The organism is Desulforamulus putei DSM 12395 (assembly GCF_900129195.1).
Classification (GTDB): Bacteria; Bacillota; Desulfotomaculia; order Desulfotomaculales; family Desulfotomaculaceae; genus Desulfotomaculum; species Desulfotomaculum putei.
This window is the reverse complement of sequence record NZ_FQUY01000007.1, coordinates 51,443-77,222: the sequence shown is the minus strand read 5'-3', so window position 1 is coordinate 77,222 and position 25,780 is coordinate 51,443. Positions and strand designations below refer to the sequence as shown.

Below are 25,780 nucleotides of genomic sequence, written 5' to 3'. Positions count from 1 at the left end.
TGTCAACACTCAGACACGGCAACAAGTTCCGTGCTGCGGTCTTTGTGATAATATATAGTCTTCACTAGAAGTACAGGTCTCGCTCCCCGGCTTCGATTTGTTTGAGTCTTTCTTCTGTAATTTTGCGGATCTGCGTATTGCTAATTTCTTCCAGATGCCGGCGGATGGTTTCTTCCCCCACTTCCCTGGTTTCCGGAGACGCGTAGTCCATCAGGTATTCCTTAAATGTAAGGATGGCGTTGGGCTGACAGACGTTTTGAATTTCACCGCTCTTAGCCAAGGCCATGAACCTGTCGCCGGTGCGTCCCTTCCGGTAGCAGGCGGTACAGTAGCTGGGCAGCCAGCCGGATTGGCAGACACTGCGCAGCACCTCATCGGGACTCCGGTGATCATCCACGTGGAATTGCGGGGCCTCTTCTTCGCCGGTGCCGCAATTGGAACCGCCCTCCGCAATACACTGCTTGCGTTCCAGTTCTCGCTTGTAGCCGCCCACCCCGGTGCAGGATCCGGCGGAAATTTGCGAGATACCGTAGTTTAACAGCATATCCCGGTATTCGGGCCGCTCGCGTGTAGAAATAATCATACCGGTATAGGGCACAGCCAGGCGAATAATGGCAACCAATTTCATAAACTGTGCATCATTAACCAAATAGGGGAAGTTATTGTAATCCACTCCCCGGGCCGGGCGCAGCCGCGGCACGGAAATGGTATGAGGTCCTACGCCAAAGCGCTCTTCCAAATGCAGGGCGTGCATCATCAGTCCCAAGACCTCAAATTTGTAGTCGTAAAGGCCAAACAGAACACCCAAACCAACATCGTCGATGCCGGCCATCATGGCCCTGTCATGGGCTGTGGTATGCCAGTCATAATCAGCCTTAGGGCCGCTGGGGTGCATTTTTTTGTAAGTTTCCCGGTGGTAGGTCTCCTGGAACAGAATGTAAGTCCCAATGCCGGCGTCCTTCAGTTTTTTGTAATTTTCAATGGTAGTGGCAGCAATGTTGACATTGCAGCGGCGGATGCTGCCGTTGTCAAATTTGATGCTGTAAATGGTTTTCAGGCATTCCAGCACGTACTCAATGGGACATTCGCCGGGATGTTCCCCTGCCTCCACCGCCAGCCTCTTGTGTCCCATGGACTCCAGAATTTTTACTTCCTCTGCCACTTCCTCCTGGGTCAGCTTGCGGCGCTTAAATTTGTTATCACGGCGGTAACCGCAGTAGACACAGTTGTTGACACAGTGGTCACTGATATACAGGGGGGCAAATAACACCAGGCGCTTGCCGTAGATCTTCAGCTTGATTTCACTGGCCACCCGGTACATCAGGTCCAGCAGTTCCTGATCCTCGTTTTGCAGTAAAATGGCCACTTCTTCCGGAGTTAACCCCCTGGCCTCCCTGGCCTTTTCGATGATCTCCCGCACTCTGGCCGGTGACGCTTGCCTGGCTTCCTCCAGCAAACGGTTAATTTCCTCTTCGTTAATGAAATCTGCCGGTTCCCACTGGTTATTATAGATCTCCGCCTTGTTAACTGCCATCAGGATCACCTTACCTTTCTCCGGCTCAACGGGCCGGACGATTTTTAAATTGTTCCTTGGGGCTGTCGCCCCGTCCCTTACTGATATGACGGCCCACTTCCTTGACTAACGAGGTAATTTTTTCGTGGGATTCGTCCGCGTTTTCTTTGCTGCCGGCCTTTTCAGGATAGATTTGATACATCTGCCGATAACCGGCCGGTGATAAATTTGGCATGATGACATTGGCGCCACAGGCCAGGGCCATCTTGCGGCCTTCTGGGTGTAAGGTGCCGATTGCCGTTGTGGCCGGCAGGTGCGTTTGCGGCAGGACTAATCTTGCCACCGCTAGGGTTTTGAGGGTTTGCTTTAAATCACCCTTGGAACAATCTCGTAAAGGAGTCTGGTCATGGGGGATAAAGGGGCCGATGCCTGCCATCTCAACGTCCAGTTCCTTTAAGAGTAAGATATCATCCGCCAGTGTTTCCACCGTCTGCCCCGGCAGGCCCACCATATTGCCTGAACCCACCTGGAAACCAATCTCCCGCAGCCATTGAAGCCGCTTGATCCTTTCTGCCAGTGACGTGCCGGGCCTTAGTTTGGCAAACAGCGCCGGGTCCGCCGTCTCATGCTTTAACAGGTAGCGGTCCGCACCGGCCTCTTTCATTAATTCATAGTCCTTACGGCTGCGTTCGCCCACACACACGGTGACGGCAAAGTTGCCCGACTCCTTTACCTTGCGAATCATCTCAGCCAGTTCTTCCCCGGAGTAATAGGGGTCCTCCCCGGCCTGTAATACAATGGTTCCGTAGCCCAGCTCCGCTGCGTATTTCGCTGTATCTACAATTTCTTCCAGCGGGATACGGTATCTCTGGATTTCTTTGTTGCTGCGCCGCAGGCCGCAATAATGGCAGTCATTCCGGCAGTAGTTGGAGAACTCGATGATCCCCCTGAGGTGTACTTCATCACCGAAATTTTCCTGCCGCACCCGGTCCGCCAGCTCAAACAGCTTTGTTTCTTCTTCTCCCGGCAGGGCCTGCAGCAGCGTAATAATATCTTCCCTGGTTAATTCAATTCCGCCGGCCGCCCTGGTGAGGGCTCTTGCAAAATCTTCTCTCAAGGGAATCACCCCTTCCTTTAACAATTCTAATCTTCGTCATCCAGCATCTCTTGAAGCATGGGGAAGGGGGACAGGGCCCGTCTGAGAATGCCCTGCACATAGGCGATACACACCCCGTAGTTTACAATGGGGACGCCGGCCTGCTGAACCTGCATAATGCGGGACAGCATTTCCCGGCGGTTGATCATGCAGGAGCCGCAGTGCACCACCAGCTTATATTCCGATAGGTCTGTGGGGAACCGGTGACCGCTGCTCCAGTGGAAGTCCAGTTCGCCTCCGACGATCTGGCGCAGCCAGCGGGGGATCTTGACGGTTCCGATGTCGTCTTCCATCCGGTGATGGGTGCAGGCCTCGGCAATCAGCACCTTGTCGCCCGGCTTTAACTTCTCAATGGCTTTGGCCCCTGCCACCAAGGTCTCCAGGTCCCCTTTATAGCGGGCGAAGAGAATGGAGAAGGAGGTTAAGAGCACATCCGGCGGCGTATCGGCGTCCGCCTTGAGAAAGGCCTGGGAGTCGGTGATGACAATTTTGGGCTTTTTGTTTAACGTGGCGATGCATTCCTTTAATTCCCGTTCCTTCACCACATAGGCCATGGCATCGTGATCTAAAATGTCCCGAATGGTCTGCACCTGGGGTAAAATTAAACGTCCCTTGGGCGCCGCCAAATCAATGGGCACCACCAGCACCGCCACGTCACCGGGGTTGAGCAAATCCCCCACAATGGTCTGGTCATCCCAGCTGGGGGGCGCAGATTTCACAAGGGCGATCTTTAAATCAGAGATTCCCGCTCCGGTCAGAGCGCTGACCGCCACCGGCTCCAGGCCAAGCTTTTCTTTCATTTCGTTCATTTGACTTTCGGTCACCGGGTGGACATCGGTTTTGTTGAGCACCGCCACCACCGGCAGTTTTTTCTCTTGGCAGCGTTCGGCGATGTCCAGCTCAAATTCGGTTAACCCGGCCCCGGCGTCCATAACCAGCAGGACCATATCGGCTTTATTTAATACATCCAGGGAACGCTGTACCCTCAGTTCCCCTAGGTGGCCGGTGTCATCAATCCCTGCCGTATCAATAATGACCACCGGACCCACCGGCAGGATTTCCATGGCTTTGTAAACCGGGTCGGTGGTGGTTCCCGGCACATGGGAGACAACGGCAATATCCTGGTTGGTCAGTGCATTAATGAGACTGGATTTACCTGCATTGCGACGTCCGAAGATGGCTATGTGAAGTCTGTTTCCCCTTGGCGTACTGTCCATGGTCTCGCCCCCTTTCATAGAGCTGTCAATTTCTTTTCTTGCGTTTTCCCGGAATGCCCGGCCGGGTCACTTCCTCCGGCCTGAGCAGTTCATCCAATTCAGTTGCCGTGAATAAACCTGCCTCCAGAATCACGTCCCTCACCGGCCGACCGGTTTTCAAAGCTGTTTTGGCCAGTTCAGAGGCCACATCATAGCCCACATGGGGCGAAATGACGGTGATGATGCCGACACTGTTGTGCAGGTGTTCCAAACATTTTTCCGGCACCGCTTGAATCCCCTTGATGCAGCGTTCTGCCAGCAGGTTCATGGCCTTGCTGAGGGTTTCCATGGCCGGTAAAAGATTGGCAGCCACCAGGGGCAGGAAGGCGTTCAGTTCCAACTGCCCCGCCTGTACGGCCAGGGTGATGGCCAGGTCCTGGGCCATGGCCTGGTAAGCCACCTGGGTAATCATTTCCGGCAACACCGGGTTCACTTTACCCGGCATCATGGAGGAACCGGCCTGCAGGTCCGGCAGCCTGATCTCTCCCAAACCCGCCCTGGGTCCGGAGGATAGAAGCCTGAGATCTCCGGCGATTTTAGCCAGGCTGGCGGCATTGGCCTTCACCAGTCCGGAAACCTCCACAAATACATCGGCGTTTTGGGTACCGTCGATCATGTTTTCATTGCGGGCCAGGCCCAGGCCGGTCAGCGCCCTGAGCCGTTCAATAACTGAATAGATATATTTACGCTCAGCATTCAACCCGGTACCCACCGCTGTGCCGCCTAGGTTGACCTGCCGCAATCGCTCTTCCACCTTGTATAAACGCCAGCGGTCCCGGGCGATGGCTTCGGCCCAGGCGGAGAACTCCTGGCCTAGGGTAATGGGAACGGCATCCTGCATTTCCGTGCGACCTACCTTCAACACCCCGGCAAACTCCGCCTCCTTGGCCTGCAAAGCTCCCTGCAGGTTGGCGCAGGCCTGGGACAGGTACACAAGCAGCCGGATGGCCGCAATCCGCAGGGCCGTGGGGTAAACATCGTTGGTTGACTGGGACATGTTGACATGATTCACCGGGTGTACCAGAGAATAATCCCCTTTGTTGCCGCCCAGGATTTCAATGGCCCGGTTGGCGATCACTTCGTTGACATTCATGTTGGTGGATGTGCCGGCGCCACCCTGCAGGGCATCTACGATAAACTGGTCGGCAAATTTTCCCTCTGCCACTTCCGTAGCGGCTTGGAAAATGGCACTGCCTATGTTCGGGTCCAAAAGACCCAGGGAAATGTTGGTTTCCGCCGCTGCCTGTTTGACCACTGCCATGGCTTTAATCAGTTCAGGATGAACCCTTTGCCGGGACACGCTGAAATTTTCCGCTGCTCTGGCGGTATGAATGCCATAGTAGGCGTCCACGGGAATCTCTTTAGACCCGATGAGATCCTGCTCAATCCGGTATTTCAGCTTGCCCACCCCCTAGTATTTTGTGCTGAGAGCAGATTTCACCTGAACACCCTTAATATTTCCCAACTTGCCTGTCATGGCTCCAATTTCATCATTGGTTCCCTCCACAATGAGAGATATTACAGAAAGGCCTCGTTCCTTATGAGGGATCCCCATGCGCCCTATGATGATTTCCGAGTACCGGCTCAGGATGTTATTAATCTCCGGGGCTTTGTTGCGGTCTTCAATAACAATCCCCACCACACCGATGCGACGATTTATAGCAACCACCCCCAAAAATAAAACCCGTCAATGCCGGAGAAAGGCATAGACGGGCAGCGTACACCGGTAAAAGGCATACCCCTTGGTCCAAGGCCCCCGGCCCTTCTCCTCAGGGAAACACTCTGCGTTGTCACGCCCTCCAAACCAGGAAACCCCGGATTTGTCAGGCTTACTTTAATTATACTTGTAAAGAATTATCAGTCAATTGATTCTGGATTTTTTATATAGAAATTAATTTTTTGTAATATTTTATCCCCAATATCCTAGGATTTTATATAATGTCAGAAAATACAAACCCAGACACCTTTTCTCTCAGAGGAATAATTCTCCCCAGTGTAGAATATTTACTTAATGCCTCAAGGTTGCAGTACGTGTTATCAATTAAAGGAGTGATTTTTATGGCAGTTGGCCAGGAAGAACAACTGGTGGTATTCCAGCTTAACGATCAGCAATACGCCCTCCCTATTAATGAAACTCAGGAAATCATTCGCATGGCGGAAGTAACCCGCCTGCCCAATACCAGCTACTATATCGAAGGCATTATTAATTTGCGGGGGACCATCCTGCCTGTGATCAGTCTCAACCGTCGTCTTGGCCTGCCGGAAACCGAGCGGAATGAAGATACCAGAATTATTGTGGTGGAAAACAAAGGCAACAAAGTAGGTATGATTGTGGACAGCGTTCTTGAGGTAGGCCGTTACACGGAAAGTGAAGTGGAACCCCCCAACATGATCGGAGACAATGTGGACTTCCTGAAGGGCGTTGTTAAAAAAGGCGACCAGCTCTGGCTGCTGATTAATCTTGACACGGTACTTTAATGGACATTATGAAAGCACGGCCAATGACCGTGCTTTTCGTTTTGGTTAAATTGTCACTGCTGTGCCGCTGGCGGTTACCATAAGCATTCCTTCCCGGATAACTTCATAATCCAGGTCCACGCCAACCACAGCATTGGCCCCCATGCGGTGGGCCTGTTCTTTCATTTCTTCCAGGGCCAGTTCCCGGGCATGGGCTAATTTCCCTTCGTAAGCCCCGCTCCGCCCCCCGACAATGTCGGTGATGCTGGCAAAAATATCCCTGACAATGTTAGCCCCCATAATGGCTTCCCCGCAAACCAGCCCGTAATATTGTTTGATGGGTTTTCCTTCAATGGTGGGAGTGGTGGTAATAATCATAGCATTCTCCTCCTGTTATAATTGTATTTCCTTTACCAGGCGAAAGGGTTTAAACAAAGGACAGGTCCTGTTTTGCGAGCCTGTCCTTTGTTTTTTATTATTATATTTGTGCGGCAGCCTTATATGCGTGGTAAGCGGCTTCCACGGTACGTTCTATGTCGCTGTCGGTATGGGCCGTGGAGACAAAGATTGCTTCAAATTGGGAAGGCGCCAAATAGATGCCCTGCTCCAGCATGCTTCTGAAGAAAGCGGCGTAACGCTTGGTATCGGAAGTGGAAGCGCTGGCGAAGTCGTTCACAGGGTGCCCGGTAAAGAAACAGGTTTGTAAGGATTCTACCCGGTTAAAGCTTGCCGGCACACCGGCAGCCCTGGCGGCCTGGCTTAATCCCTGGGCCAGCAGGGCAGACTTGCGGTTCAGTTCTTCATAAACCCCCGGCTGCTGCAATTGTTCCAGGGTGGCGATGCCCGCAGTCATGGCCAGGGGGTTGCCGGACAGGGTGCCGGCCTGGTACACCGGGCCCGCCGGTGAAACCATTTGCATAATTTCCCTGCGCCCGCCGTAGGCGCCCACGGGCAAACCACCGCCAATGATTTTACCCAGGCAGGTTAAATCCGGCATCACGTTATAGTAAGACTGTGCCCCGCCATAGCTCAGGCGGAAGCCGGTGATCACTTCATCAAAGATTAACAGGGCGCCATACTTGTTGCAAAGATTGCGCAATCCCTGCAGAAATCCCTCTGCGGGAGGGACAACCCCCATATTGCCGGCCAGGGGTTCCACAATCACCGCGGCGATCTCGGAGCCCGCTTCGGCAAAGATTTTCTCCAACAGTTCCAGGTCATTGTAACGGGCATTGATGGTGTTGCCGGCGATATTCTCCGGAACCCCCGGGCTGGTGGGTACGCCATGGGTTAGGGCGCCGGACCCCGCTTTGATCAGCAGGGAATCGTGATGGCCGTGGTAACAGCCCTCAAATTTAACAATTTTACTGCGGTTGGTATAGGCCCTGGCCAAACGCAAGGCGCTCATGGTGGCCTCGGTGCCGGAGTTTACCATGCGGACCATTTCCACCGACGGCAGCGCTTCCACCACCATTTGGGCCAGGGTTAATTCCAGGTCGGTGGGGGCGCCGTAGGTGGTTCCCCGTTCCAGACACCGCTGGATGGCATGCATCACTGCAGGATGGCGGTGGCCCAGAATAAGGGGGCCCCAGGAACAGACATAATCAATATATTCATTGCCGTCCGCATCCCACAGGCGGGAGCCGTTGGCCCTGGCAATGAAAGGGGGTGTCATACCTACGGACTTGAAAGCCCGCACCGGGCTGTTGACCCCGCCGGGGATCACCATCTGGGCCTGTTCAAACATCTCCTTGGATTTTTGGTAACCGGGAGCCATGGGGTAACCCTCCTAATCCATGAAATATTTCATGCTGCTTTTCTTCAGTTCTGCCACACTATATAAAAGTCGGTAGTTATTTACACCGGCTATTTGGGCTAACTTCTCGGCAATTCGCTGGCATTCTTCCCGGCTGCGGCCGTGCACCATAGTATAAAAGTTATAGGGCCACTGGGGTAAAGATACCCGCTGGTAGCAGTGGGTCACCTCAGGCAACCGGGACATTTGTTCTCCCACTTCAACAATTCTTTCCTCGGGGATCTGCCATACAATCATGGCGTTGGCGGTAAACCCCACCCGGTGATGCCGCAGGGCAGCCCCAATTCGCCTCATAATTCCGGCCTGTTGGATGGCATGAACCCTGGCCAGAAACTCTTCTTCCGTGATCCCCACCCGCCTGGCCAGGGCCTCAAAGGGCCGGCTGACCAGGGGCAAACCCGACTGCAATTCCATTATGATGCGCTTATCCAGCTCACTTAATGTCATATTCTCCCTCTCGCAACTTAATCTTCACCTGAAAGGTCAAAATTCACCAGAACCTTGAAGAACCTTTGAGATGGAAGGTTGATAATATCCTCAATACCTGTTCTTTCTCTGATTTCATTGAGAATCTGTTCCACCTTAGCCGGAGATTGGGCCAAAATGGTAAACCACATATTGTACTCGTGGTCTCGTAAATAATTATGGGTGATTCCTACATAACTGTTGATTACTGCAGCCACTTCATCGATGCGGTCTTGAGGAACTTTCATGGCACACAGTGTTCCCTTGTACCCCAATTTGCGGGAATCAAAAATCCCTCCCAAACGGCGAAGAACATCCTGCTGCATTAATCGTTCCAGACGTTGTAAGACCTCCTGTTCGGTGATCCCCAATTGCTCTGCCAGTACCTGGTAGGGCTGCGGACAAATGGGAAAATCCGATTGAACCAGGTTGAGAAGTTGCCTGTCCAGATGATCCAGCTGCATTTAATACCCCTTTCGACCATGGTATAAGCACCATGGTTCCTCAGCCATATAATCTCCGTGATAAAAATATGCCCTGGCCCGGCAACCGCCGCAAAGTTTCTTAAACCCGCAGGCGCCGCAGCCACCTTTATAGTCCAGGGTACGCAGTTCCTTGAGCACCGGGTTGTCCCGCCAGATGTCCACAAAGGAAGTTTCTTTCACATTTCCTAAGGGAATGTTCAAGTAGGCGCAGGGCTGCACATCTCCTTTGGGACTGATGATGCAGTACGAAATTCCGGCCAGGCAGCCCCGCCGGAAGCGGGTAGGAACCCCCATTTGTCTGGCAATCCGCATAAACTGGGGCGCACAGGTGGGCTTTAACTCGATGTCCACCTGCTTTTGTTTTTCCATAATCCTTTGCAGCAATCCCTCATACTGTTCTGCCCGTAAGGACTCCTCTTCAATGTTGACCGCCCTCCCGGTGGGTACCAGAAAGAAAAAGTGATGGGCCATGGCGCCTTCTTTGACGGCCAGGTCGGTCAGTTCCTCCGCCTCGTGGTAGTTCCAATCCATCACCGTGGTATGAACCTGGAAGGGCAGCCCGGCTTGGTGGCAATTACGCATTCCCTCCACAGCCGCCTGCCAGCAGCCCTCTTTGGCCCGAAACCGGTCGTGCTTGGCCGGGTCTGCACTGTCCAGGCTGATGCCGATGCCGGCAGCGCCGCATTCTTTGAGACGCCGGGCCACCTCCGGGGTAATCAGCGTGCCGTTGCTGCCAAAGACCGGCCGCAGGCCCTTTGACCTGGCATGGGCCACCAGTTCATAAATATCCGGTCTCATCAGCGGTTCCCCGCCGCTGAAGATCATAATCTTAAAGCCCGCTTCGGCAATCTGATCTATAAGCCTTTTACCTTCCTCTGTATTGAGTTCTTCCTCCGCTTTCACGCCGGCATCCCGGTAGCAATGGGCGCAGTAGAGATTGCAGGCGTTGGTGGTATTCCAGGAAATAATCATGTTGTTAAACCTCCCTTAACCAGCGGGCAACCTCCAGGGCATGGTACGTAATAATAATATCTGCCCCGGCCCGCTTGAGGCCGGTCAATGTCTCCAGCACAATCCTCCGTTCATCGATCCAACCCAATTGGGCGGCCGCCTTGACCATGGCATACTCGCCGCTGACATTATAGGCAGCCAGGGGGTAGCCGAACTCTTCCTTAATCCGGCGGATGATGTCCATATAGGCTAGGGCCGGTTTTACCATTACAATATCGGCCCCTTCTTTAATATCCTGGGCAGTTTCCCGCAAGGCCTCATCCCCGTTGGCGGGGTCCATCTGGTAGGTCTTCCGGTCGCCAAACTGCGGGGTGGAGCCGGCAGCCTCACGGAAGGGACCGTAATAAGCAGAGGCATATTTGGCCGAGTAGGCCATGATAGGAATATCGGCATAGCCCTCGGCGTCCAGCTTGGCCCGAATGGCTGCCACCCGGCCGTCCATCATGTCCGAGGGGGCCACCATATCCGCTCCCGCCCGGGCGTGGGACAGGGCGGTTTGAGCAAGCAATTCCAGGGTGGGGTCGTTGTCCACCGTGTGTCCTTTAATCAACCCACAATGGCCATGGCTGGTATATTCACACAGGCAGACATCGGTAATCACCAGTAAATCCGGGAAAGATTTTTTAACGACGCGCACTGCCTGCTGCACAATGCCGTCCGGGTCATAGGCGCCGGCCCCCGCCTCATCCTTCTCTTCTGGAACGCCGAAGACGAGAATACCGGGGATGCCCAGCTCCTCTACATTTTTTATCTCTTCCAGCAACAAGTCGACGGAAAGATTATAGACCCCCGGCATGCTGGGAACTTCCCGGCGCACGCCCCGGCCGCAGGTTACAAATACCGGGTAAATGAGGTCATCCACTGACAGGTGGTTTTCCCGCACCAACCGCCTGACCCTTTCGTTCAGTCTTAAACGGCGGTGCCGGATATTTGGAAAAACGGGCAAGGTAAACACCTCCGGTTTTAGCTGTTAGTTATCAGACATCAGCCGTCAGCTTTTTGTTGCTATATGATGGCTGACGGCTATACAACTCCTATTTCTTCATCCGTTAAATAACAGGCGGGGTCTTCGGCCCAGAAGTCGCCGTGGACCGCCTCCGCCCGGGCCCGGAAATTGCCGTTGCACAGGTCCAACCACTTGCATTTGGCGCAGCGGCCCTGCAGCAAAGGTTTGCGGTTCTTGAGACCGGCCAGGATGGGATGGCTGAGATCGGTCCAGATGTCCCCGAATTTCCGTTGCCGCACATTGCCAAAACAGTGATTGCGGGTAAACTGGTCGGCATGGACATTGCCCTCCCAATCCACCTCGCCAATGGCGATACCGGTCCGGTTGCCGCCGTTGCGGGACAACAGTTCATAAACCTGCCGGGCCCGTTCCGGGTTTTCCTTAAGCAGCTTGAGGTAAATATAAATGGCATCGGCGTGGTTATCAACGGTTAATATTTCTTTATCCAGACCCCGGCGGTGAAAGTCAAGGGTCCGCTCAATAATTAAATCCAGGGCGGCGCGGCTTTCTTCATGGGTAATGTCTTCCTTAATCATTTCACTGCCCCGTCCCGAGTAAACAAGATGATAAAAGCACACCCTGGGGATATTTTCTTTTTCAATCAGGTCAAAAATATTGTTCAGTTCTTTGTGATTATGACGGTTAATGGTAAAACGGAGGCCCACCCGCTGGCCTACGGCCAGGCAGTTGCGAATGCCCTTTAACGCTGCCTCAAAGGCGCCCTTGCGGCCCCGGAACCGGTCATTGACCTCCCCGATGCCGTCCAGGCTGATGCCTACATACCCGACGCCAATGTCCTTCAGACGCCGGGCAACCTCGGGCGTAATAAGGGTGCCATTGGTGGAAATGGTGGTACGGATGCCCCTTTGACCGGCATACCGGGCCAGTTCAAAGAAATCCGGCCGCACCAGGGGTTCACCCCCGGAAAACAGCAAAACAGGCACCTTGAATTCGGCCAAATCGTCAATGAACTGTTTGGCTTCCCGGGTACTAAGTTCATCATATTTTTTACTGTCGGACTCAGAATAACAATGGCGGCATTGAAGGTTGCAGGTCCGGGTGGAGTTCCAGACCACCACCGGCCCGTGACCGGCCACAGCGCCGTGGACTTGCCCTTGGGAACCGTGAGCGTAGCGCAGGGAATCGCCAAAGTTTTCTGTGCCACAGAGTAATTTACTAATACTTATCATAATACTCCCACTTTTCTATACGCAATTTTCTACTAATTAGAAAAGCCGTAAGGGCGCTTAATGTCTACCTTTTTATAAATTTATCCGGTCGGGAGATGCTAGGCATCTTCCCGGCCGGTGAAATAATCGGTTATGGCTTGTACCAGGCCGTCAATGGTGTATTCCTTTGCTTCAATATCCACCCGCAATCCCAGTTCCCTGGCAGTACGGGAGGTAATGGGGCCAATGCTGGCCACCGCCACCTTCTCCATCAACTGCGGCAAACCTTCTTCACCTAATAGTTTAACAAAATTTTGAGCAGTGGACGAACTGGTAAATGTAACCACACTGACTTCACCGTCAGCCAGGGCCTGCCGGATGGCGGCGGCATCCCCGTCTCCTAAAACGGTGCGGTAGGCTACCACCTCATGGACAACGGCCCCCATCTCTTCCAGCGCCCGGGGCAGCAGCTTGCGGGCAATATCCGCCCGGGGCAACAGCACCCGGTCGCCGGGCAATACCTTGCCCCTTAATCCCTCGACAATTTCTTCCGCCCGGTATTCACCGGGCACATAGTCCACCATCAGGCCCCGCGCCTCCAATTCCTCCCTGGTGCGGGGTCCGATGGCACACAGCCGCACGTCGCTTAAATCCCGAATATCCTTTTTATTCTCACGCATCCGGTCAAAGAACATTTTTACACCGTTGACACTGGTGAAGATCACCCAGCGGTAGGAACGGACATCGGTGATGGCTTTGTCCAGCGGGCTAAAGTCCTCCGGGGGAGCGATTCGGATGGTGGGAAATTCCCATGGTTCGCCGCCCAGGGCCTCAATGGCGGTGGACAAGACACTGGCCTGTTCCCGGGAACGGGTCACAATCACCCGCTTGCCAAACAGGGGCCTGTTCTCAAACCAGGCCAATTTTTCCCTTAGCTTCACAACTTCTCCTACCACAATAACGGCAGGATTCTTAAAGTTTGCTTCCGTAGCCCTTTGGTGGATGTTCTCTAGTGTGCCGGTAATGGTTCTCTGTTCCGGACGGGTACCCCAGCGAATCAAGGCAACGGGAGTTTCCGGTGACCGGCCAAACTCCATCAGCCTGGCGCAAATACCGGGCAGGTTCCCCATTCCCATCAAGAAAACCAGCGTCCCGGCGCCGGTGGCAATTTTATCCCAGGCAATGCTGGAATCATCCTTATTGGGATCTTCATTGCCGGTGATAATGGCCAGCGTAGAGGTGTAACCCCGGTGGGTGACCGGAATGCCGGCATAGGCCGGTACAGAGATGGCGGAGGTGATCCCCGGCACCACCTCAAAGGGAATACCATTTTCCACCAGGATTTCCGCTTCTTCGCCTCCCCGGCCAAAAACAAAGGGGTCGCCACCCTTTAACCGGGTAACAACCTTACCCTCTTTGGCTTTGTCCACCAGCAGTTGGTTGATCTCCTCCTGTCGCATGGCGTGCCGGTCCGGGGATTTGCCTACGTAAATTCGTTCGGCGTCCGGACGTGCATAGGCCAGCAGCCGTGGACCGGCCAGGCGATCATAGACCAGCACATCCGCTTGGCGGATGCAGTTTAATCCTTTTACTGTAATCAACCCCGGATCTCCAGGACCGGCGCCTACCAGATAAACGAAACCCTTTGTCATTTTCATCATTCCCCTGACCTAACTTGTTGCAATATTTTTTTACCGCCCATGTCCAGTAGTTTCTCAGCCACTTCGATTCCCAACTGTATAGCCTGGTCTACCGCCGCTTCCCCCTGGGCCCGGATCACCTGGCTGCCGTCCAGCGTGGCCACAATGGCTGTTAAAGTAAGTTTCTCCTTGACCACTTCTCCGAAGGCCCCGATGGGGATCTGGCAGCCCCCTTCCAGGCGCCGCAGCAGCGCCCTTTCTGCATTGGTAGCAGCTCGGGTGGCAGGGTGTTCCACTCCTTTCAGAAGTTCCACAATATCTTGATCGTCTTCCCTGCATTCCACAGCAATGGCTCCCTGCCCCACAGCAGGTAAACATATATCGAAAGGAATGATCTCCGCAATCATGTCCTCCCAACCCATACGGGTGATGCCTGCCGCAGCCAGAATAATGGCATCCAGTCTTTCGGATACCAGCTTCTTCATGCGGGTATTTAAATTCCCCCTTAAGGATTCCAGTTGAAAATCCGGACGGTAATTTAATAACTGAGCACACCGGCGCAGTGAAGATGTCCCGATTCTGGCCCCCCTGGGAAGTTCCTCCAGCTTGCGGCCATCCTTGGAGATCAGCGCATCCCCTGGATTGTCTCGCTTACACACCGCTCCGATGGTGAGTCCCTCCGGCAGGACAGTGGGAAGATCCTTCAGACTATGAACGGCAAAATCAATTTCCCTTCGCTGCATGGCCACTTCCAATTCTTTGGTAAAAAGACCTTTATCCCCGATTTTGGCCAGGGCCACATCCAGCATTTTGTCCCCTTTGGTCTTCATGGTGATAATTTCAAATGTTACTTCCGGGTTTTGCTTCTCCAGTTGTTCAACCACCCACCGGGTCTGCCACAGAGCCAGAGCGCTGTCTCTGCTCCCTACGGTAATTTTACGTTTCATGGTAGCCTCCCAAAATTTATTCCCTCGGCCTGCCGTTTGCCGCCATTGCTGTAACTCCCTTGTCCCAACCGGAGGCGGAACAGGATGCCACCTTTTTCTTTTTTTCAGACGGGGCGATTTTTTCCTGGGGCCGCTGCCCTTCCACGTTCAGATTGAAGATGTTTTGGGCAATCTCGATATATAAATGACCTTCCGGTGTTAAGGCAGCTTGTTTAAGCTTGATCACCGGGTTATGGAGCAATTGGTTAACAATTGAATTGGCCAGCGAACTGATAATTTTTCTTTCCCGCTCATTCAAATCACCCAGCCGGTTAAAGGCTCGCTGCAGTTCCCGCTGCTTGATTTCCTCCCCCATCTTCTTTAAGGCGCTGATGGTGGGCACCACAAACCGGGTGGAGAGCCAGCGCATAAATTCGTTTAACTCTTCTTCGATAATTCCTTCTGCCTGTACCGCCGCTTTCCGCCGTTCGGCCAAATTGGCATCCACCACGTTTTGCAAATGGTCTACATCATACAGGTTGACGCCGGGTATTTGGCGGACTGCCGGATCAATGTCCCGGGGCACCGCGATGTCGATCATCATAATGGTCCTGCCGCCCCGCCGGTCCATGACCTCCTCCATATCGGGATATTTAATTACATAATGCTGGGCCGCTGTGCTGGAAATAACAATATCGGCCTCGGTCATATAGTAAAAGAGCCGGTCAAATTTCACCGCTGCCCCGTTAAACTTTTCCGCCAGCTGCACCGCCCTGTCATAGGAACGGTTGGAAACAATAACACTGGAAACTCCGTTGGCCACTAAATGGAGCACCGTCAGCTCACTCATTTCCCCGGCCCCAACCACCAAAACAGAGCGGCCCTCCAGCGACCCTAAACTCTGCTTGGCCAGCTCAACGGCCGCATAGGGGATGGATACCGGGTTTTGATCGATACCGGTTTCGGTCCTGACCCTTTTACCGGTGGTAATGGCCTGTTGGAATAAGGTATTGAGGACAACGTTGGTGGTCTGGGCTTCCAAAGCGATTTCATAAGCCCTTTTCACCTGGCCAAGGATTTGTGTCTCTCCCAGGATCATGGAATCCAGGCCGGACACCACCCGGAACAGGTGACGGATGGCGTCATACAAAGTATGGCAAAAGGTGTAGTTTTTTATCTCAGAAATATCCAGGCCGGATTTCTCAGACAAAAAAGACCACACGGAGCTCATGCCTGTGTCCAGCTCCACCGGAGCAATATAGATTTCGGTCCGGTTACAGGTAGAAACAATGGCACAGCCGTCAATGCCCGGGTATGACAGTAGTTTTCGCAGCCATTCCTTGGTTCCCCACTCCGGAAAAGCCAGTTTCTCCCGCACCTCCAGCGGCGCTGTGCGGTGATTAACTCCGATTACCGCGATAAGCATTTTGAATGCGCTCCTTTACCTGGTCGTACTTCTTTTTTCTTAAAAGATCGAGAATATCAGATTCCACCAGGTCGTTAAAGATTCTCTTCCTCTGCTGAATGTCCGCCACGCCCTTCAACACCTGGCGGCGCACCTCCGTAAGAATATCCATGAATTCCTGGTACTCGGGTCCGAACTGCAGTTCCAGCTGGCGCCTGATTTTGGCAGCCAGGGCCGGGCTGGCGCCACCGGTGGAAACCGCAATGGCCAGTTTTCCCCGGCGAATCACCGATGGTACAAAGAAATTGCAGGCGCCAGGGTCATCCACCACATTGACCGCCAGGCTTCTTGCCGAACATTCCTCAGCCACGCGCCGGTTAACCTCTTCCCGGTTGGTGGCGGCAAATACCAGAAAGACCCCTTCCAGGTCTGAAGTTTGGTACTGCCGCTGACGCAGTTCCAATTTGCCCTGGTCGGCCCATTCCTTGATGGGAACGGTGACCTCCGGGCTTACCAGTCTTACCCTGGCCCCACACTCCAACAGTGAACCGACCTTTCGTTCCGCCACTTTCCCGCCGCCCACCACCAGGCAAAGCTGACCTTCCAACTTTACAAAAATAGGATATAAATTTTCCATATGTGGGAACCTTTAAAACCTCCTGATACCAATAAAATCCGCAATCTCATAAAAGGTCTGCTTTACCGGTCGGTCAGGAAGGAATGTCAAGTTCATCTTTGCCTTTTCAATATATTTCCGGGCGACGTTAAAAGAAAATTCAATGCCTCCCGCTTCCTTGATGATTTCAATGGCCTCTTTAACCTGATCGTCAGTCTTGTCTTGAATCTCAACCAGTTCACGCAGGCGTTGGCGTCGGGGACTTTTCTCCATCGAATAAATGACCGGCATGGTTAAAATCCCCTGGCGCAGGTCACCGCCGATGGGTTTTCCCAGCAGGGTCTGGTCTGCCACCATGTCTAAAACATCATCGGTAATCTGAAAGGCCACGCCCAGCTGGTGGCCAAACCTTCTCAGCCGTTTGTGGTCCTTTTCCGGCGCGCCGGCCGCCACGGCCCCCAGCTGGCAACTGGCCGCAATCAGCAGGGCTGTCTTGCGCTCAATACGATAAAAATAGTCCCGCCAACTTTGATCGGCGCTGTAGGCGGTGGAAATTTGGTGAATTTCTCCCTCGCACATCTTCACACTGGTTTCTGCCAGCACCCTTGCAATGACAGGATTCTCATACTGCGAAATCAGTACCAGGGATTTGGCAAAAAGATAGTCGCCTGTATGCATGGAAATTTTATTGCCCCAATTGGCCTTTACCGTGGGGGTACCCCTTCTGGTCATGGAGTCATCTACCACATCGTCATGCACCAGCGAAGCCATATGAATCAGTTCCAAAGCCACAGCCAGGGGTAAGAGTTTTTCCAAACGGTAATTGTATAATTTTCCGGCCAAAAGCGCAAAAGCCGGACGCAAACGCTTTCCTCCGGCATTTAACAAGTGCATGGAAGTTTGAGTTAAAAGCGGGTCCCGGGATTGAACAACGGCTTTAATTTCATGCTCAACCACTTCCAGGTCTTCCCTAACCTGTCTGAAGAAATCCAGCATAATGTAATCCGTCACCTACTTGAGTACATATCTTACCACCATAACAGATACTTATTCGCCAATAGTTAAAAAATTCCTCTTCATTTTGATGGACCTTCTTTAAGCTATCCATAACATTATTTTTCTAAAATTGGAAAACAATTATCCATGCAGGAAAAAATCACCCGGTGGTGAAATAACAGTTAAAACATAACACCTCAGTTAGGAGAGATCATTCATGACGAAAAGATTTATCCCCAGAAAGGATCTTGTGGATTTATTAGATGCGGAAACCATGCGCAGCTTCCTCCATAAAGTTCTCCAGCACGTAGAGGACAGCCAGTCTCATCCTTATTATAACCCGAATCTGGATAAACTGGGTCATGAAGTTCTCAAGACTGCCTTCGAATACGGTTTAGTCAATCTCAACGGGGGGTGTCCCGGCTGTGGGGGCGGTTGCCCCGGTTCAAAGGGACCAGAAAAACCAAAACCGGCAAACTCTCCCGAAAACGGCAAAATCATTCCCTTTAAAAGGTTTGATTAGGAATCAACAGGCCCTTCTTTCCGGTAGACTCACATAGACTCACAGGGACGGTTCTCTTGAGACTCACAGGGACGGTTCTCTTGAATCTTTTTCAGATAACTCATGACTCCATGATCATGACTCAATGATTTAAAAGAACTGTGACTTACAAAAAGCAATGATGATAAAGAAAATATAATGGTTTGTTGCCTTAAATTTCTTGCCGTGTTATAATATGATTTGCATTTGCTAATCAGGACAACAGTTCTTGGGAGTGGATGGTGCCTGGTGGTGCTCCTGGTCTTCAAAACCAGTCGTGAGGCAGCGTTCCTGTCTCTGGTGGGTTCGATTCCCACACACTCCCGCCAGTAATTTCAAGGCTTCCGAGGTTTCGGGGGCCTTTTCATTTTGCGTGGGATGATGATTCATCCCACATTTTATCCAACATCTTATTATTTTTGTTCTGGTTTCTTCTATAGACTCACAGGGACGGTTCTTTTGAGTCTTTTTCAGACGACTTATGACTCATAGATTCAAGAGAACCGTCCCTGTGAGTCTAGATTCAAGAGAACCGTCCCTGTGAGTCTGTCTGTGTGGATTCAAGAGAACCGTCCCTGTGAGTCTATGCTGCTAATTTGCCAGGGGATAACCATTTTCCATATTTTCCAGTAAATCATAGTACCAAACTTGTTTTTGTTGTAAAACCTTGAGCTTTCGTAACATGCGGCGTCGTTCCTCAGCGTTTTCAATATCTAACAGTTGGTGTTTTATCCTACGGATTTCCTTCTTGTTGCGAGCTAAGGCTTCAACAAGTTCATTCCGTCTCATAATATCACCTCCAGCTATTTTATTATAGACAGAATGAATTATTTTTCAATGACTTTTTCTAACGTCTGATATTGATCTTATGGATAACCCGGAAAATAAAAATTCCTGGTTACTTTTTCTTTCAATGACACCGTGTAACATTCTGCAATGATTTCCATATTATGAATTATCAACCAAAAGTTATCTGGGGAGCTCACTTTAAGGAGGTAAGAATATGCGTTGGATACGTCGCGTTCAATGGCTTAACCGGTTACGGTGGGGGGTCTGGTGGAAATGGACTAAGTGGATCAAAAAATAAAACCCGGATACTTACTCCGGGTTTACATAAATCCTTGACAAATTAATAATTTGTAAAATTCAGTCATATATTACAAATTACTTCCATCTTTTTCCACATTATCCACCGATTTATCCCCAGCATTTTCCACCTTGTTTTAATCCTCTCTATATTGCGTCCTATTCATTCAAAAAGCCTTATTTTTACTCCGACCATTCCAATTCCTGTGCCAACTCTCTAATGGTATTTCTTAACTGACATTCTTTAATTTTCAACCTTCGAATGTCCACCCGGACAGCCATCAATTGTTTGACCAGCTCATTTATGTGAGCTAGTTTTTGTTTGTGCCGGTAAGAATTAATATCCGTAATCATAACTGTATTATTTCCCTAATTTTAGTAGACTTTCCAAATCTTCCGAGGCTTTTTGGATTGCTTCCTTTAAGGCAGCTTCTTTTGATTTAAGCTCAAAATACCCGTAATATTCCCTGGACTGTCGCTGCTGTAAACGAATTAACAACCCCGACTCTACGCCCGGGGGAACCTGAGAAATCATTGCTTGGTAATCAGGCAAGTCAAGGCCTTCAAAATATTTCAGGTATTGTCTAATTTCAAGGATTTCCTTCACCAGGGCATTTAATTTCTTCAATTGGTTACGTTTGCGGATTTCCATTATTTCTGTAACCATTCTGATCACCAAATAAATATTTAGACATTCCATTTAGGAATACCTCAATTTATTCCACAGCTTTTGACTGCAAACCTTCGCCAAATAAACCTGGCTGTAGCTGGTTTTATGGGTGAAGCCATTGGCAGGATAATCCGCCAGACGGAGATTGGCGTTATGTTCTTCATGGGCATAGGGTTTTTGTCCCGCCTGTCGGCTTTGCAGCAACCACAGGCGAACCAGTTCATCCATGCCGGTGTTAACCAGCTCCGAGCGCAGTTCCTGGGCCCTCGGAGTGCTTTCCATACAGACAAAACTCTGGCAAACCAGGGAACGGGCCGCATAACCGGAACAGATGCGCTCCTGTTGATTAAGAAAAACACAGGCTCCTTCCATGGTAAAACCCAGACTGATGTCCACTGCGCCGTTTTCCACATAAATATAACAGTACTTTTTGAGAAAATCCAACAGAGGCCAACGGGAATCCAGTTGCAGTTGATTTCCCAATCTTTTAAGATAGTTCAGGACATCTATACTGGTAAGTGGAATCCGCTCCCAGCAACACTCGTCACATCCCCGGCAAGGAGGATGAGTGTATTTTTTAATAAAATCGTTCATAGCATCCAAATAGTCCTGCACGGTGGCCCGGGGATGCAGAACTTCCAAATCATAGCCGTCACCGGTTGCTTTTTTAAATATTCGTACCTTCACATCTTTCCCTTGCTTTCTCAAAATAATTTTATAAAAACTTACGCTATACAGTATATAACAGAATGGATCTCTTGAAAAACCGGAATGCATAAATTAATTCATTGTGTTAAATCCGTACTAACCCAAGGCTGCCCGGAACAGATCAGCTGCACAAAATAAAAGCTATCATCCCCTGTTTGAGGTAATAGCTTTTATTTTTAAGCATTTACTTGTTTATCTCTCATTGGCTGCTGTCCGGCTTTCTTCCCACAGCATCTCCATGATTTCTTTTTTGACGGCCGAGAACTCAGGGGATACGGTGGACCGGTGATCCCGCGGCCTGGGGATAGGCACCTGAATTCGGCACCTGATTCGTCCGGGCCGGCGGGACATAACATAGACATTGTCTGCCAACAGCACCGCTTCGTCAATATCGTGGGTGATAAATAAAATGGTGGTGCGTTCCTTTTCCCAAACGGAGAGCAACAGTTCCTGCATAATAAGCCGGGTCTGGGCATCCAACGCACCGAAGGGTTCGTCCATCAGCAACATTTCCGGTTTATTGGCCAATGCCCGGGCGATGGCCACCCGCTGCTTCATGCCCCCGGACAACGCTTTCGGGAGCGCACCCTCAAAGCCGCCAAGTCCCACCAGATTGATATAGTGTCGGGCAATTTCTTGCCGCTCTTTGGCATTTATCCCTTTGATTTTCAGTCCAAATTCCACATTCTGTTGCACCGTCAGCCAGGGAAACAATGTATAAGATTGAAACACCACGCCCCGGTCGGCACCGGGTCCTTCAATGTTTCTGTTGTTCATAGTGATGACCCCGCTGTCAGCCTGTTCCAACCCCGCTACAATGTTTAGCAAAGTAGACTTGCCACAACCGCTGGGTCCCACAATCACCGCCAGCTCGTTTTCAGCAATACACAGGTTAATATCAGACAGGGCTTCCACAGCCTTGCCCCCTGTACCAAAGGTCTTCCCCACCCCGTTTAAAACGAGCTTGTTCATGCTTTACCACCTGCCTTCTCATTCCATGGCACCACAACTCTGGTTAACCACTTAAAGAACAGGTCGGTAGCCAGGCCCAGCAAACCGATAATAATTAACCCTGCAAACATGCGGTCAGTGGCCAAAAACCTCTGGGATTTCAAGATCATATGACCAAGACCGGAGTTGGCAGCCACCAACTCCGCCACCACCAGGTAGGTCCAGGCCCAGCCTATGGTAATGCGCAGGCTGTCCATAATGCCCGGCAATGATGCCGGCATCAATACCAGCCGGTAAATCTGCCACCGGCTGGCACCCAGGGTGGCTGCGGCCCTTAGTAAATCTCTTTGTACGCCGGCCACCACATCACTGACCATGAGCACCAATTGAAAAAAGGTGCCGAGGAAAATCACCGCAAACTTTTGGAGATCACCGATGCCGAAATACAACAGGGTTAATGGCACCATGGCCACCACCGGCAGGTAGCGGGCAAATTCAATAACCGGGGTTAGAATGGCTTCTGCCTTCTTGGAGGTGGCCACCAGCATCCCCAGGGGAATTGATACTATTACTGCCATGATCCAGCCCACCACCACCCGGTAGGTGCTGTCCAGCGTGTAGTCCACCAGGATACCCTCTTCATGCATTTCCCCCAGAGCTTGCAGCACTGAGCCCGGAGAGGGTAAAAACAACTCCTTGACGGCTCCGCTGTAACTTAGGGCAAACCACATGAGAAGAATAAATGTAAAAGATGACAGTGTTAGGGTACTATAGATGTTCCTACCCAGGATCCTGACCATGCGTTTCCTCTGCATTTACTTTGCAGCCTCTTTTACATAGGTAGTATCAATCAACTGATCAGGGTTTAACTGTTCAGTAATAATGCCCTTTTCCTGCCAGAACTTGCCTGCCCGTTCCACCAGCTTGTAAATGGTGTTGTCCCCGTCTTTGTTAAAGAAAGCCAGGTTTTCTTCCTTGCCAAGAAAAATCACGCCCTTTGCCATGTCGGCAATCTCCTCTTTCTTTAACCCTAAAGCCTTAGCCATGATTTCATTCCCCTCATCAGGATTTTGGCGGTAAAAATCAATGGCTTCAAACCACGCTTTGGTTAGCCCGGTGGCAGCTGCCGGATGTTCCTTCAGGAAATCTTGACGCATTGTGATAACGTCTACGATGGTGTGGGGGTACTCTTTACTATTCGCCAGCACATGACCACCTTGCCGCTGGGAGGCGTTGGTGAGCCAGGGCTCCCAGGTAACCGCTGCATCCAATTTACCCGCCACAAAGGCAGCCCCGGCATCCCCGGCGGACATTTCCTGGATCTTCACATCATCTTCTTTAAGACCGTGTTTTTCTAATATCGAAAGAAAAAAGAAATAGGAAGTGGTGGATTTGTCCAAGCCAACAGTAGCACCTTTTAAGTCTTCTACTTTGGTAATTTCTTTTTTGGCTACGATACCATCTCCACCGGCAGATTCGTCCATGGCAAATACAAAGGTTTCGGCAGTACCCTTGGCAAAATGAATGACTTCTCTGTCCACAACATTACCCAGAGCCTGAATTTGCCCGGAAGCCATTGCCCCGGCATACTGGGACTCATCTTCAATAACCACCAATTCCGGTGCAATGCCGTACTTCTCAAACAACCCCTTTTCTTTGGCAATATACAGAGGCCCGTAACCTACCCAGGTGGCGTGGGCCAGTTTAAACTGTACCGGCTTGTTTTCTGCAGCTTTGTTGGTTTTTTCCTTACTTCCTTCCTTTGGGGCTCCGCCGCACCCGCTGAGGGCCAGTGTAATCAGCATCAGCAGGACACCCGTTAACGCAAAGAATCTCTTCACAATACCGTTTCCTCCTCACAAAATGACATTTTATGCAACCACATTTAAACTATTCTACGTTAACAGTGTATTACCTGCCCATATTAAAGCTTTAATTTATTAAATTGCTGCGCTAGTATGATCTATTTTTGGCTTGGCGTGGTTGTTAAATATTCAGGTTCCTTATACAAGAGAAAAGTGCAGACCGGAAACCGGAACTGCACTTTTACCTTAATCCTTAACCATATACTTTGGGATATAGCAAAATAAGCAGGGTTTATCCCTGCTTACAAATTGGAGCGGAAGACGGGATTCGAACCCGCGACCCTCGCCTTGGCAAGGCGATGCTCTACCACTGAGCCACTTCCGCATCGGCAATGATAATATAACATAAAATCTTACCCTTGTCAAAAACAAATCTTATATTGAAATCGAACTTTTTGTCGTTTTTTTACCTTGTTTTTACCTCTTTCACAAGTATTCCCTTTAAAAATGGCATTCTAATCTTGTGAATGCCTTCATAAAGTATAACAGGTAAAATATGAAGGGGGTGATTGATGAATCGAATTTTGCATATCCTCCGGAAGTTGCAGGAATTTCATGTTTTAAAGAGAAGTAACACTGAAAAAACAAGGAGGGTATGCCATGTATAATAAGATTTTGGTACCCCTGGACGGTTCGGATCGTGCCAGAAAGGCCCTGTCCCATGCTGTTGAGTTAGCAAAAAAACTGGGAGCTAAGGTAACGCTGATGCATGTGGTGCCCAGTTTACCTCCCTACGTGAATACGGCAGTGGATCGTTTAGGTCAGGCCCAGCAAGCCATTATTGATGAATTAATGAGAAATGGCAAGGAATTACTGGAACAATATGCTTCTTCCATTTCGGATAAAACGATAGAGGTTGATACATTCATTGTCATGGGCCAACCGGCAGACGAAATTTTAGAAAAAGCCAAGGCTGAGAATTATGATTTAATTGTTGTAGGAAGCCGTGGTTTAGGAGAAATTAAGGGCTACTTGATGGGAAGTGTGAGCAACCGTGTCTCCAGACACGCCTCCTGCCCGGTTTTAATCATTCGCTAAACAAGTGAATAGAAATTTAAAACCAACCATCTCGAATGGTTGGTTTTTTATCGGTCTTGTGGTTTATAATTTGTTCAGTTGAATGTTTAATTGGGCCGGATAGTTTACAGGGATTGGCCTGGTATCCTTGGGTTCGGTAATCACCGTGGAATTATAAGAACCGGGGGTCGGTTCCTTCGTTTGGTAATTGACCGTTAATGTATGGCCGTCCAACTTCATATCCACGATGTATATTTCATACCCGCTGGAAGGTTTCTCACCCCAGGAAATTTCTAAGACCCTGCCACCTTCCTTACCGCTTATGATTTTAGCCGTAACATCCGAATCACTAACACCGATCCGTTGTTTTACTTCTTTTAAGATGGTGGCCATTTCTTGTGGCGTAACCCCTTGCTTGGGCCGGAAGCTGCCTTCCCGGTTTAATCGCATGATATTCAAACCTACCACAAGCTTTATATCATCCGCCGCCTCGGTGCTTGCGGCGGCCAAATCTTTAATCTGGGGTTGATCTGCAGCAGGCTCCGACCGGTTTCTGGCTTTTTGCTGCAGCAGGTTCCCTAAAATTTGGGCCATTTCTTCACGGAGAAGCATTTCTGAAGGCCGGAAAGACCTGTCAGTGGTTTGAATGACCCCGTTATAACCCAAAATCATAATGGCATTGGCTTGCGGAGAACCGGCCGGAACGTCATCAAAGAAGTCTTTAACCTCCGGGGCTTTAAAGAAACGATAGCCATCAAGATTTAACCCCAGAGAATTCACCAGTTTTACCGCGAATTCTCCCCGGGTGACATAGGGGCTGGATTTATTTGTGCCAGCTCCGGACGGAGCGGTATTATTTATAGGATTGTCAACAATCACACTTTGTTTTTGCGCTTGCGGCACTGTCACGTTGGTCTCGTCAGCTTGCCCCAACCCAATGGGCCAAAATGCCGCGGCACCTATTATCAAAGCACTAATTATTACATAGCCTGCGGACTTTTGCATAGATTTCCCTCCTGTTACTT

The 25,780-nt window shown here is 50.8% G+C and carries 28 protein-coding genes and 2 tRNA genes; 4 read left to right on the top strand and 26 right to left on the bottom strand.

The annotated features are described in order from the left end of the window. Positions 1-64: 64 nt before the first annotated feature. Genes hydG through BUB67_RS06515 form a run of 5 tightly spaced genes read right to left on the bottom strand, consistent with a single transcriptional unit; the run spans position 65 to position 5,585 of the window. Positions 65-1,534, bottom strand: coding sequence for a [FeFe] hydrogenase H-cluster radical SAM maturase HydG (gene hydG / locus BUB67_RS06535; RefSeq protein ID WP_200798135.1), 1,470 nt, complete (start codon positions 1,532-1,534; stop codon positions 65-67). Positions 1,535-1,559: 25 nt separating this feature from the next. Further along, positions 1,560-2,630: a [FeFe] hydrogenase H-cluster radical SAM maturase HydE gene (gene hydE, locus BUB67_RS06530; protein WP_200798134.1), complete on the bottom strand. Its 1,071-nt coding sequence runs from the start codon at positions 2,628-2,630 to the stop codon at positions 1,560-1,562. Between the two features lie 26 nt (positions 2,631-2,656). Beyond that, a complete protein-coding gene (hydF, locus tag BUB67_RS06525; RefSeq protein ID WP_073237591.1) occupies positions 2,657-3,886 on the bottom strand; it encodes a [FeFe] hydrogenase H-cluster maturation GTPase HydF in 1,230 nt (409 codons plus the stop codon). Positions 3,887-3,911: 25 nt separating this feature from the next. Continuing rightward, on the bottom strand, positions 3,912-5,333 hold the full coding sequence (locus BUB67_RS06520; RefSeq protein ID WP_084127659.1) for an aspartate ammonia-lyase: 1,422 nt from the start codon (positions 5,331-5,333) through the stop codon (positions 3,912-3,914). 3 nt (positions 5,334-5,336) lie between these two features. Then, complete coding sequence (locus BUB67_RS06515) at positions 5,337-5,585, bottom strand: TM1266 family iron-only hydrogenase system putative regulator (protein WP_073237727.1); 249 nt, start codon at positions 5,583-5,585, stop codon at positions 5,337-5,339. A gap of 398 nt (positions 5,586-5,983) precedes the next feature. Here BUB67_RS06515 and BUB67_RS06510 point away from each other — a divergent pair, with 398 nt between their 5' ends. Further along, the gene (locus BUB67_RS06510; RefSeq protein ID WP_073237588.1) at positions 5,984-6,403 is read left to right on the top strand and encodes a chemotaxis protein CheW; all 420 of its coding nucleotides are present in this window, start codon (positions 5,984-5,986) and stop codon (positions 6,401-6,403) included. Between the two features lie 45 nt (positions 6,404-6,448). Here the strand turns inward: BUB67_RS06510 and BUB67_RS06505 are convergent, their stop codons facing one another. The 12 genes from BUB67_RS06505 to BUB67_RS06450 all read right to left on the bottom strand — a co-directional run bounded on the left by BUB67_RS06505 (position 6,449) and on the right by BUB67_RS06450 (position 17,917). After that, the gene (locus tag BUB67_RS06505) at positions 6,449-6,760 is read right to left on the bottom strand and encodes a YbjQ family protein (RefSeq protein ID WP_073237585.1); all 312 of its coding nucleotides are present in this window, start codon (positions 6,758-6,760) and stop codon (positions 6,449-6,451) included. A 100-nt stretch (positions 6,761-6,860) separates the two neighbouring features. Further along, complete coding sequence (gene hemL / locus BUB67_RS06500) at positions 6,861-8,159, bottom strand: glutamate-1-semialdehyde 2,1-aminomutase (protein ID WP_073237581.1); 1,299 nt, start codon at positions 8,157-8,159, stop codon at positions 6,861-6,863. Between the two features lie 12 nt (positions 8,160-8,171). Continuing rightward, positions 8,172-8,645, bottom strand: a complete 474-nt coding sequence (ahbB, locus tag BUB67_RS06495) for a siroheme decarboxylase subunit beta (RefSeq protein ID WP_073237578.1) — start codon at positions 8,643-8,645, stop codon at positions 8,172-8,174. A 17-nt stretch (positions 8,646-8,662) separates the two neighbouring features. Continuing rightward, on the bottom strand, positions 8,663-9,127 hold the full coding sequence (ahbA, locus tag BUB67_RS06490) for a siroheme decarboxylase subunit alpha (RefSeq protein ID WP_073237575.1): 465 nt from the start codon (positions 9,125-9,127) through the stop codon (positions 8,663-8,665). Continuing rightward, positions 9,128-10,120, bottom strand: a complete 993-nt coding sequence (gene nirJ2 / locus BUB67_RS06485) for a putative heme d1 biosynthesis radical SAM protein NirJ2 (protein ID WP_073237572.1) — start codon at positions 10,118-10,120, stop codon at positions 9,128-9,130. A gap of 4 nt (positions 10,121-10,124) precedes the next feature. Then, positions 10,125-11,105 carry a porphobilinogen synthase gene (gene hemB / locus BUB67_RS06480; protein ID WP_073237569.1) on the bottom strand — a complete coding sequence of 327 codons (981 nt, stop codon included), beginning with the start codon at positions 11,103-11,105 and terminating at the stop codon, positions 10,125-10,127. Between the two features lie 77 nt (positions 11,106-11,182). Next, positions 11,183-12,355: a putative heme d1 biosynthesis radical SAM protein NirJ1 gene (gene nirJ1, locus BUB67_RS06475; protein WP_073237566.1), complete on the bottom strand. Its 1,173-nt coding sequence runs from the start codon at positions 12,353-12,355 to the stop codon at positions 11,183-11,185. A 98-nt stretch (positions 12,356-12,453) separates the two neighbouring features. Continuing rightward, the gene (cobA, locus tag BUB67_RS06470) at positions 12,454-13,986 is read right to left on the bottom strand and encodes a uroporphyrinogen-III C-methyltransferase (protein WP_073237724.1); all 1,533 of its coding nucleotides are present in this window, start codon (positions 13,984-13,986) and stop codon (positions 12,454-12,456) included. 5 nt (positions 13,987-13,991) lie between these two features. Then, positions 13,992-14,921 (bottom strand): hydroxymethylbilane synthase, encoded by a 930-nt coding sequence (gene hemC / locus BUB67_RS06465; protein WP_073237563.1) that lies wholly within the window; start codon positions 14,919-14,921, stop codon positions 13,992-13,994. A 16-nt stretch (positions 14,922-14,937) separates the two neighbouring features. Further along, positions 14,938-16,326: a glutamyl-tRNA reductase gene (gene hemA, locus BUB67_RS06460; protein WP_073237560.1), complete on the bottom strand. Its 1,389-nt coding sequence runs from the start codon at positions 16,324-16,326 to the stop codon at positions 14,938-14,940. Then, positions 16,301-16,942, bottom strand: a complete 642-nt coding sequence (locus BUB67_RS06455; RefSeq protein ID WP_073237557.1) for a precorrin-2 dehydrogenase/sirohydrochlorin ferrochelatase family protein — start codon at positions 16,940-16,942, stop codon at positions 16,301-16,303. The genes hemA and BUB67_RS06455 overlap by 26 nt, the downstream gene beginning before the upstream one ends. A 12-nt stretch (positions 16,943-16,954) precedes the next feature. After that, complete coding sequence (locus tag BUB67_RS06450) at positions 16,955-17,917, bottom strand: polyprenyl synthetase family protein (RefSeq protein ID WP_073237555.1); 963 nt, start codon at positions 17,915-17,917, stop codon at positions 16,955-16,957. A gap of 217 nt (positions 17,918-18,134) precedes the next feature. Here BUB67_RS06450 and BUB67_RS06445 point away from each other — a divergent pair, with 217 nt between their 5' ends. Together BUB67_RS06445 and BUB67_RS16365 are read left to right on the top strand one after the other, a co-directional pair. Continuing rightward, positions 18,135-18,440 carry a hypothetical protein gene (locus BUB67_RS06445; protein ID WP_073237550.1) on the top strand — a complete coding sequence of 102 codons (306 nt, stop codon included), beginning with the start codon at positions 18,135-18,137 and terminating at the stop codon, positions 18,438-18,440. 249 nt (positions 18,441-18,689) lie between these two features. Beyond that, positions 18,690-18,787 (top strand) — tRNA-Sec (locus tag BUB67_RS16365). Positions 18,788-19,049: 262 nt separating this feature from the next. Here the strand turns inward: BUB67_RS16365 and BUB67_RS06440 are convergent. From BUB67_RS06440 to BUB67_RS06410, 8 genes are all read right to left on the bottom strand, one after another. Next, positions 19,050-19,247 carry a hypothetical protein gene (locus BUB67_RS06440; protein ID WP_073237547.1) on the bottom strand — a complete coding sequence of 66 codons (198 nt, stop codon included), beginning with the start codon at positions 19,245-19,247 and terminating at the stop codon, positions 19,050-19,052. 480 nt (positions 19,248-19,727) lie between these two features. Beyond that, positions 19,728-19,898, bottom strand: coding sequence for a hypothetical protein (locus BUB67_RS16595; protein WP_200798133.1), 171 nt, complete (start codon positions 19,896-19,898; stop codon positions 19,728-19,730). 7 nt (positions 19,899-19,905) lie between these two features. After that, positions 19,906-20,211 (bottom strand): abnormal cell lineage family protein, encoded by a 306-nt coding sequence (locus tag BUB67_RS06435; protein ID WP_073237721.1) that lies wholly within the window; start codon positions 20,209-20,211, stop codon positions 19,906-19,908. A 33-nt stretch (positions 20,212-20,244) separates the two neighbouring features. After that, complete coding sequence (locus BUB67_RS06430) at positions 20,245-20,901, bottom strand: YkgJ family cysteine cluster protein (protein ID WP_073237544.1); 657 nt, start codon at positions 20,899-20,901, stop codon at positions 20,245-20,247. Positions 20,902-21,114: 213 nt separating this feature from the next. Continuing rightward, entirely contained in the window at positions 21,115-21,894 is a 780-nt protein-coding gene (locus BUB67_RS06425; RefSeq protein ID WP_073237539.1) for an ABC transporter ATP-binding protein, read from the bottom strand. Further along, positions 21,891-22,688 carry an ABC transporter permease gene (locus BUB67_RS06420; protein WP_073237537.1) on the bottom strand — a complete coding sequence of 266 codons (798 nt, stop codon included), beginning with the start codon at positions 22,686-22,688 and terminating at the stop codon, positions 21,891-21,893. Before BUB67_RS06420 ends, BUB67_RS06425 begins: the two co-directional genes overlap by 4 nt. Beyond that, entirely contained in the window at positions 22,689-23,714 is a 1,026-nt protein-coding gene (locus tag BUB67_RS06415) for an ABC transporter substrate-binding protein (RefSeq protein ID WP_238456977.1), read from the bottom strand. Positions 23,715-23,988: 274 nt separating this feature from the next. Then, positions 23,989-24,063: transfer RNA gene (locus tag BUB67_RS06410), tRNA-Gly, on the bottom strand. 275 nt (positions 24,064-24,338) lie between these two features. Between BUB67_RS06410 and BUB67_RS06405 the strand changes: the two genes are divergently transcribed. Beyond that, positions 24,339-24,776, top strand: a complete 438-nt coding sequence (locus BUB67_RS06405) for a universal stress protein (RefSeq protein ID WP_073237531.1) — start codon at positions 24,339-24,341, stop codon at positions 24,774-24,776. A gap of 63 nt (positions 24,777-24,839) precedes the next feature. Here the strand turns inward: BUB67_RS06405 and BUB67_RS06400 are convergent, their stop codons facing one another. After that, complete coding sequence (locus tag BUB67_RS06400) at positions 24,840-25,760, bottom strand: S-layer homology domain-containing protein (protein ID WP_073237529.1); 921 nt, start codon at positions 25,758-25,760, stop codon at positions 24,840-24,842. Positions 25,761-25,780: the final 20 nt, after the last annotated feature.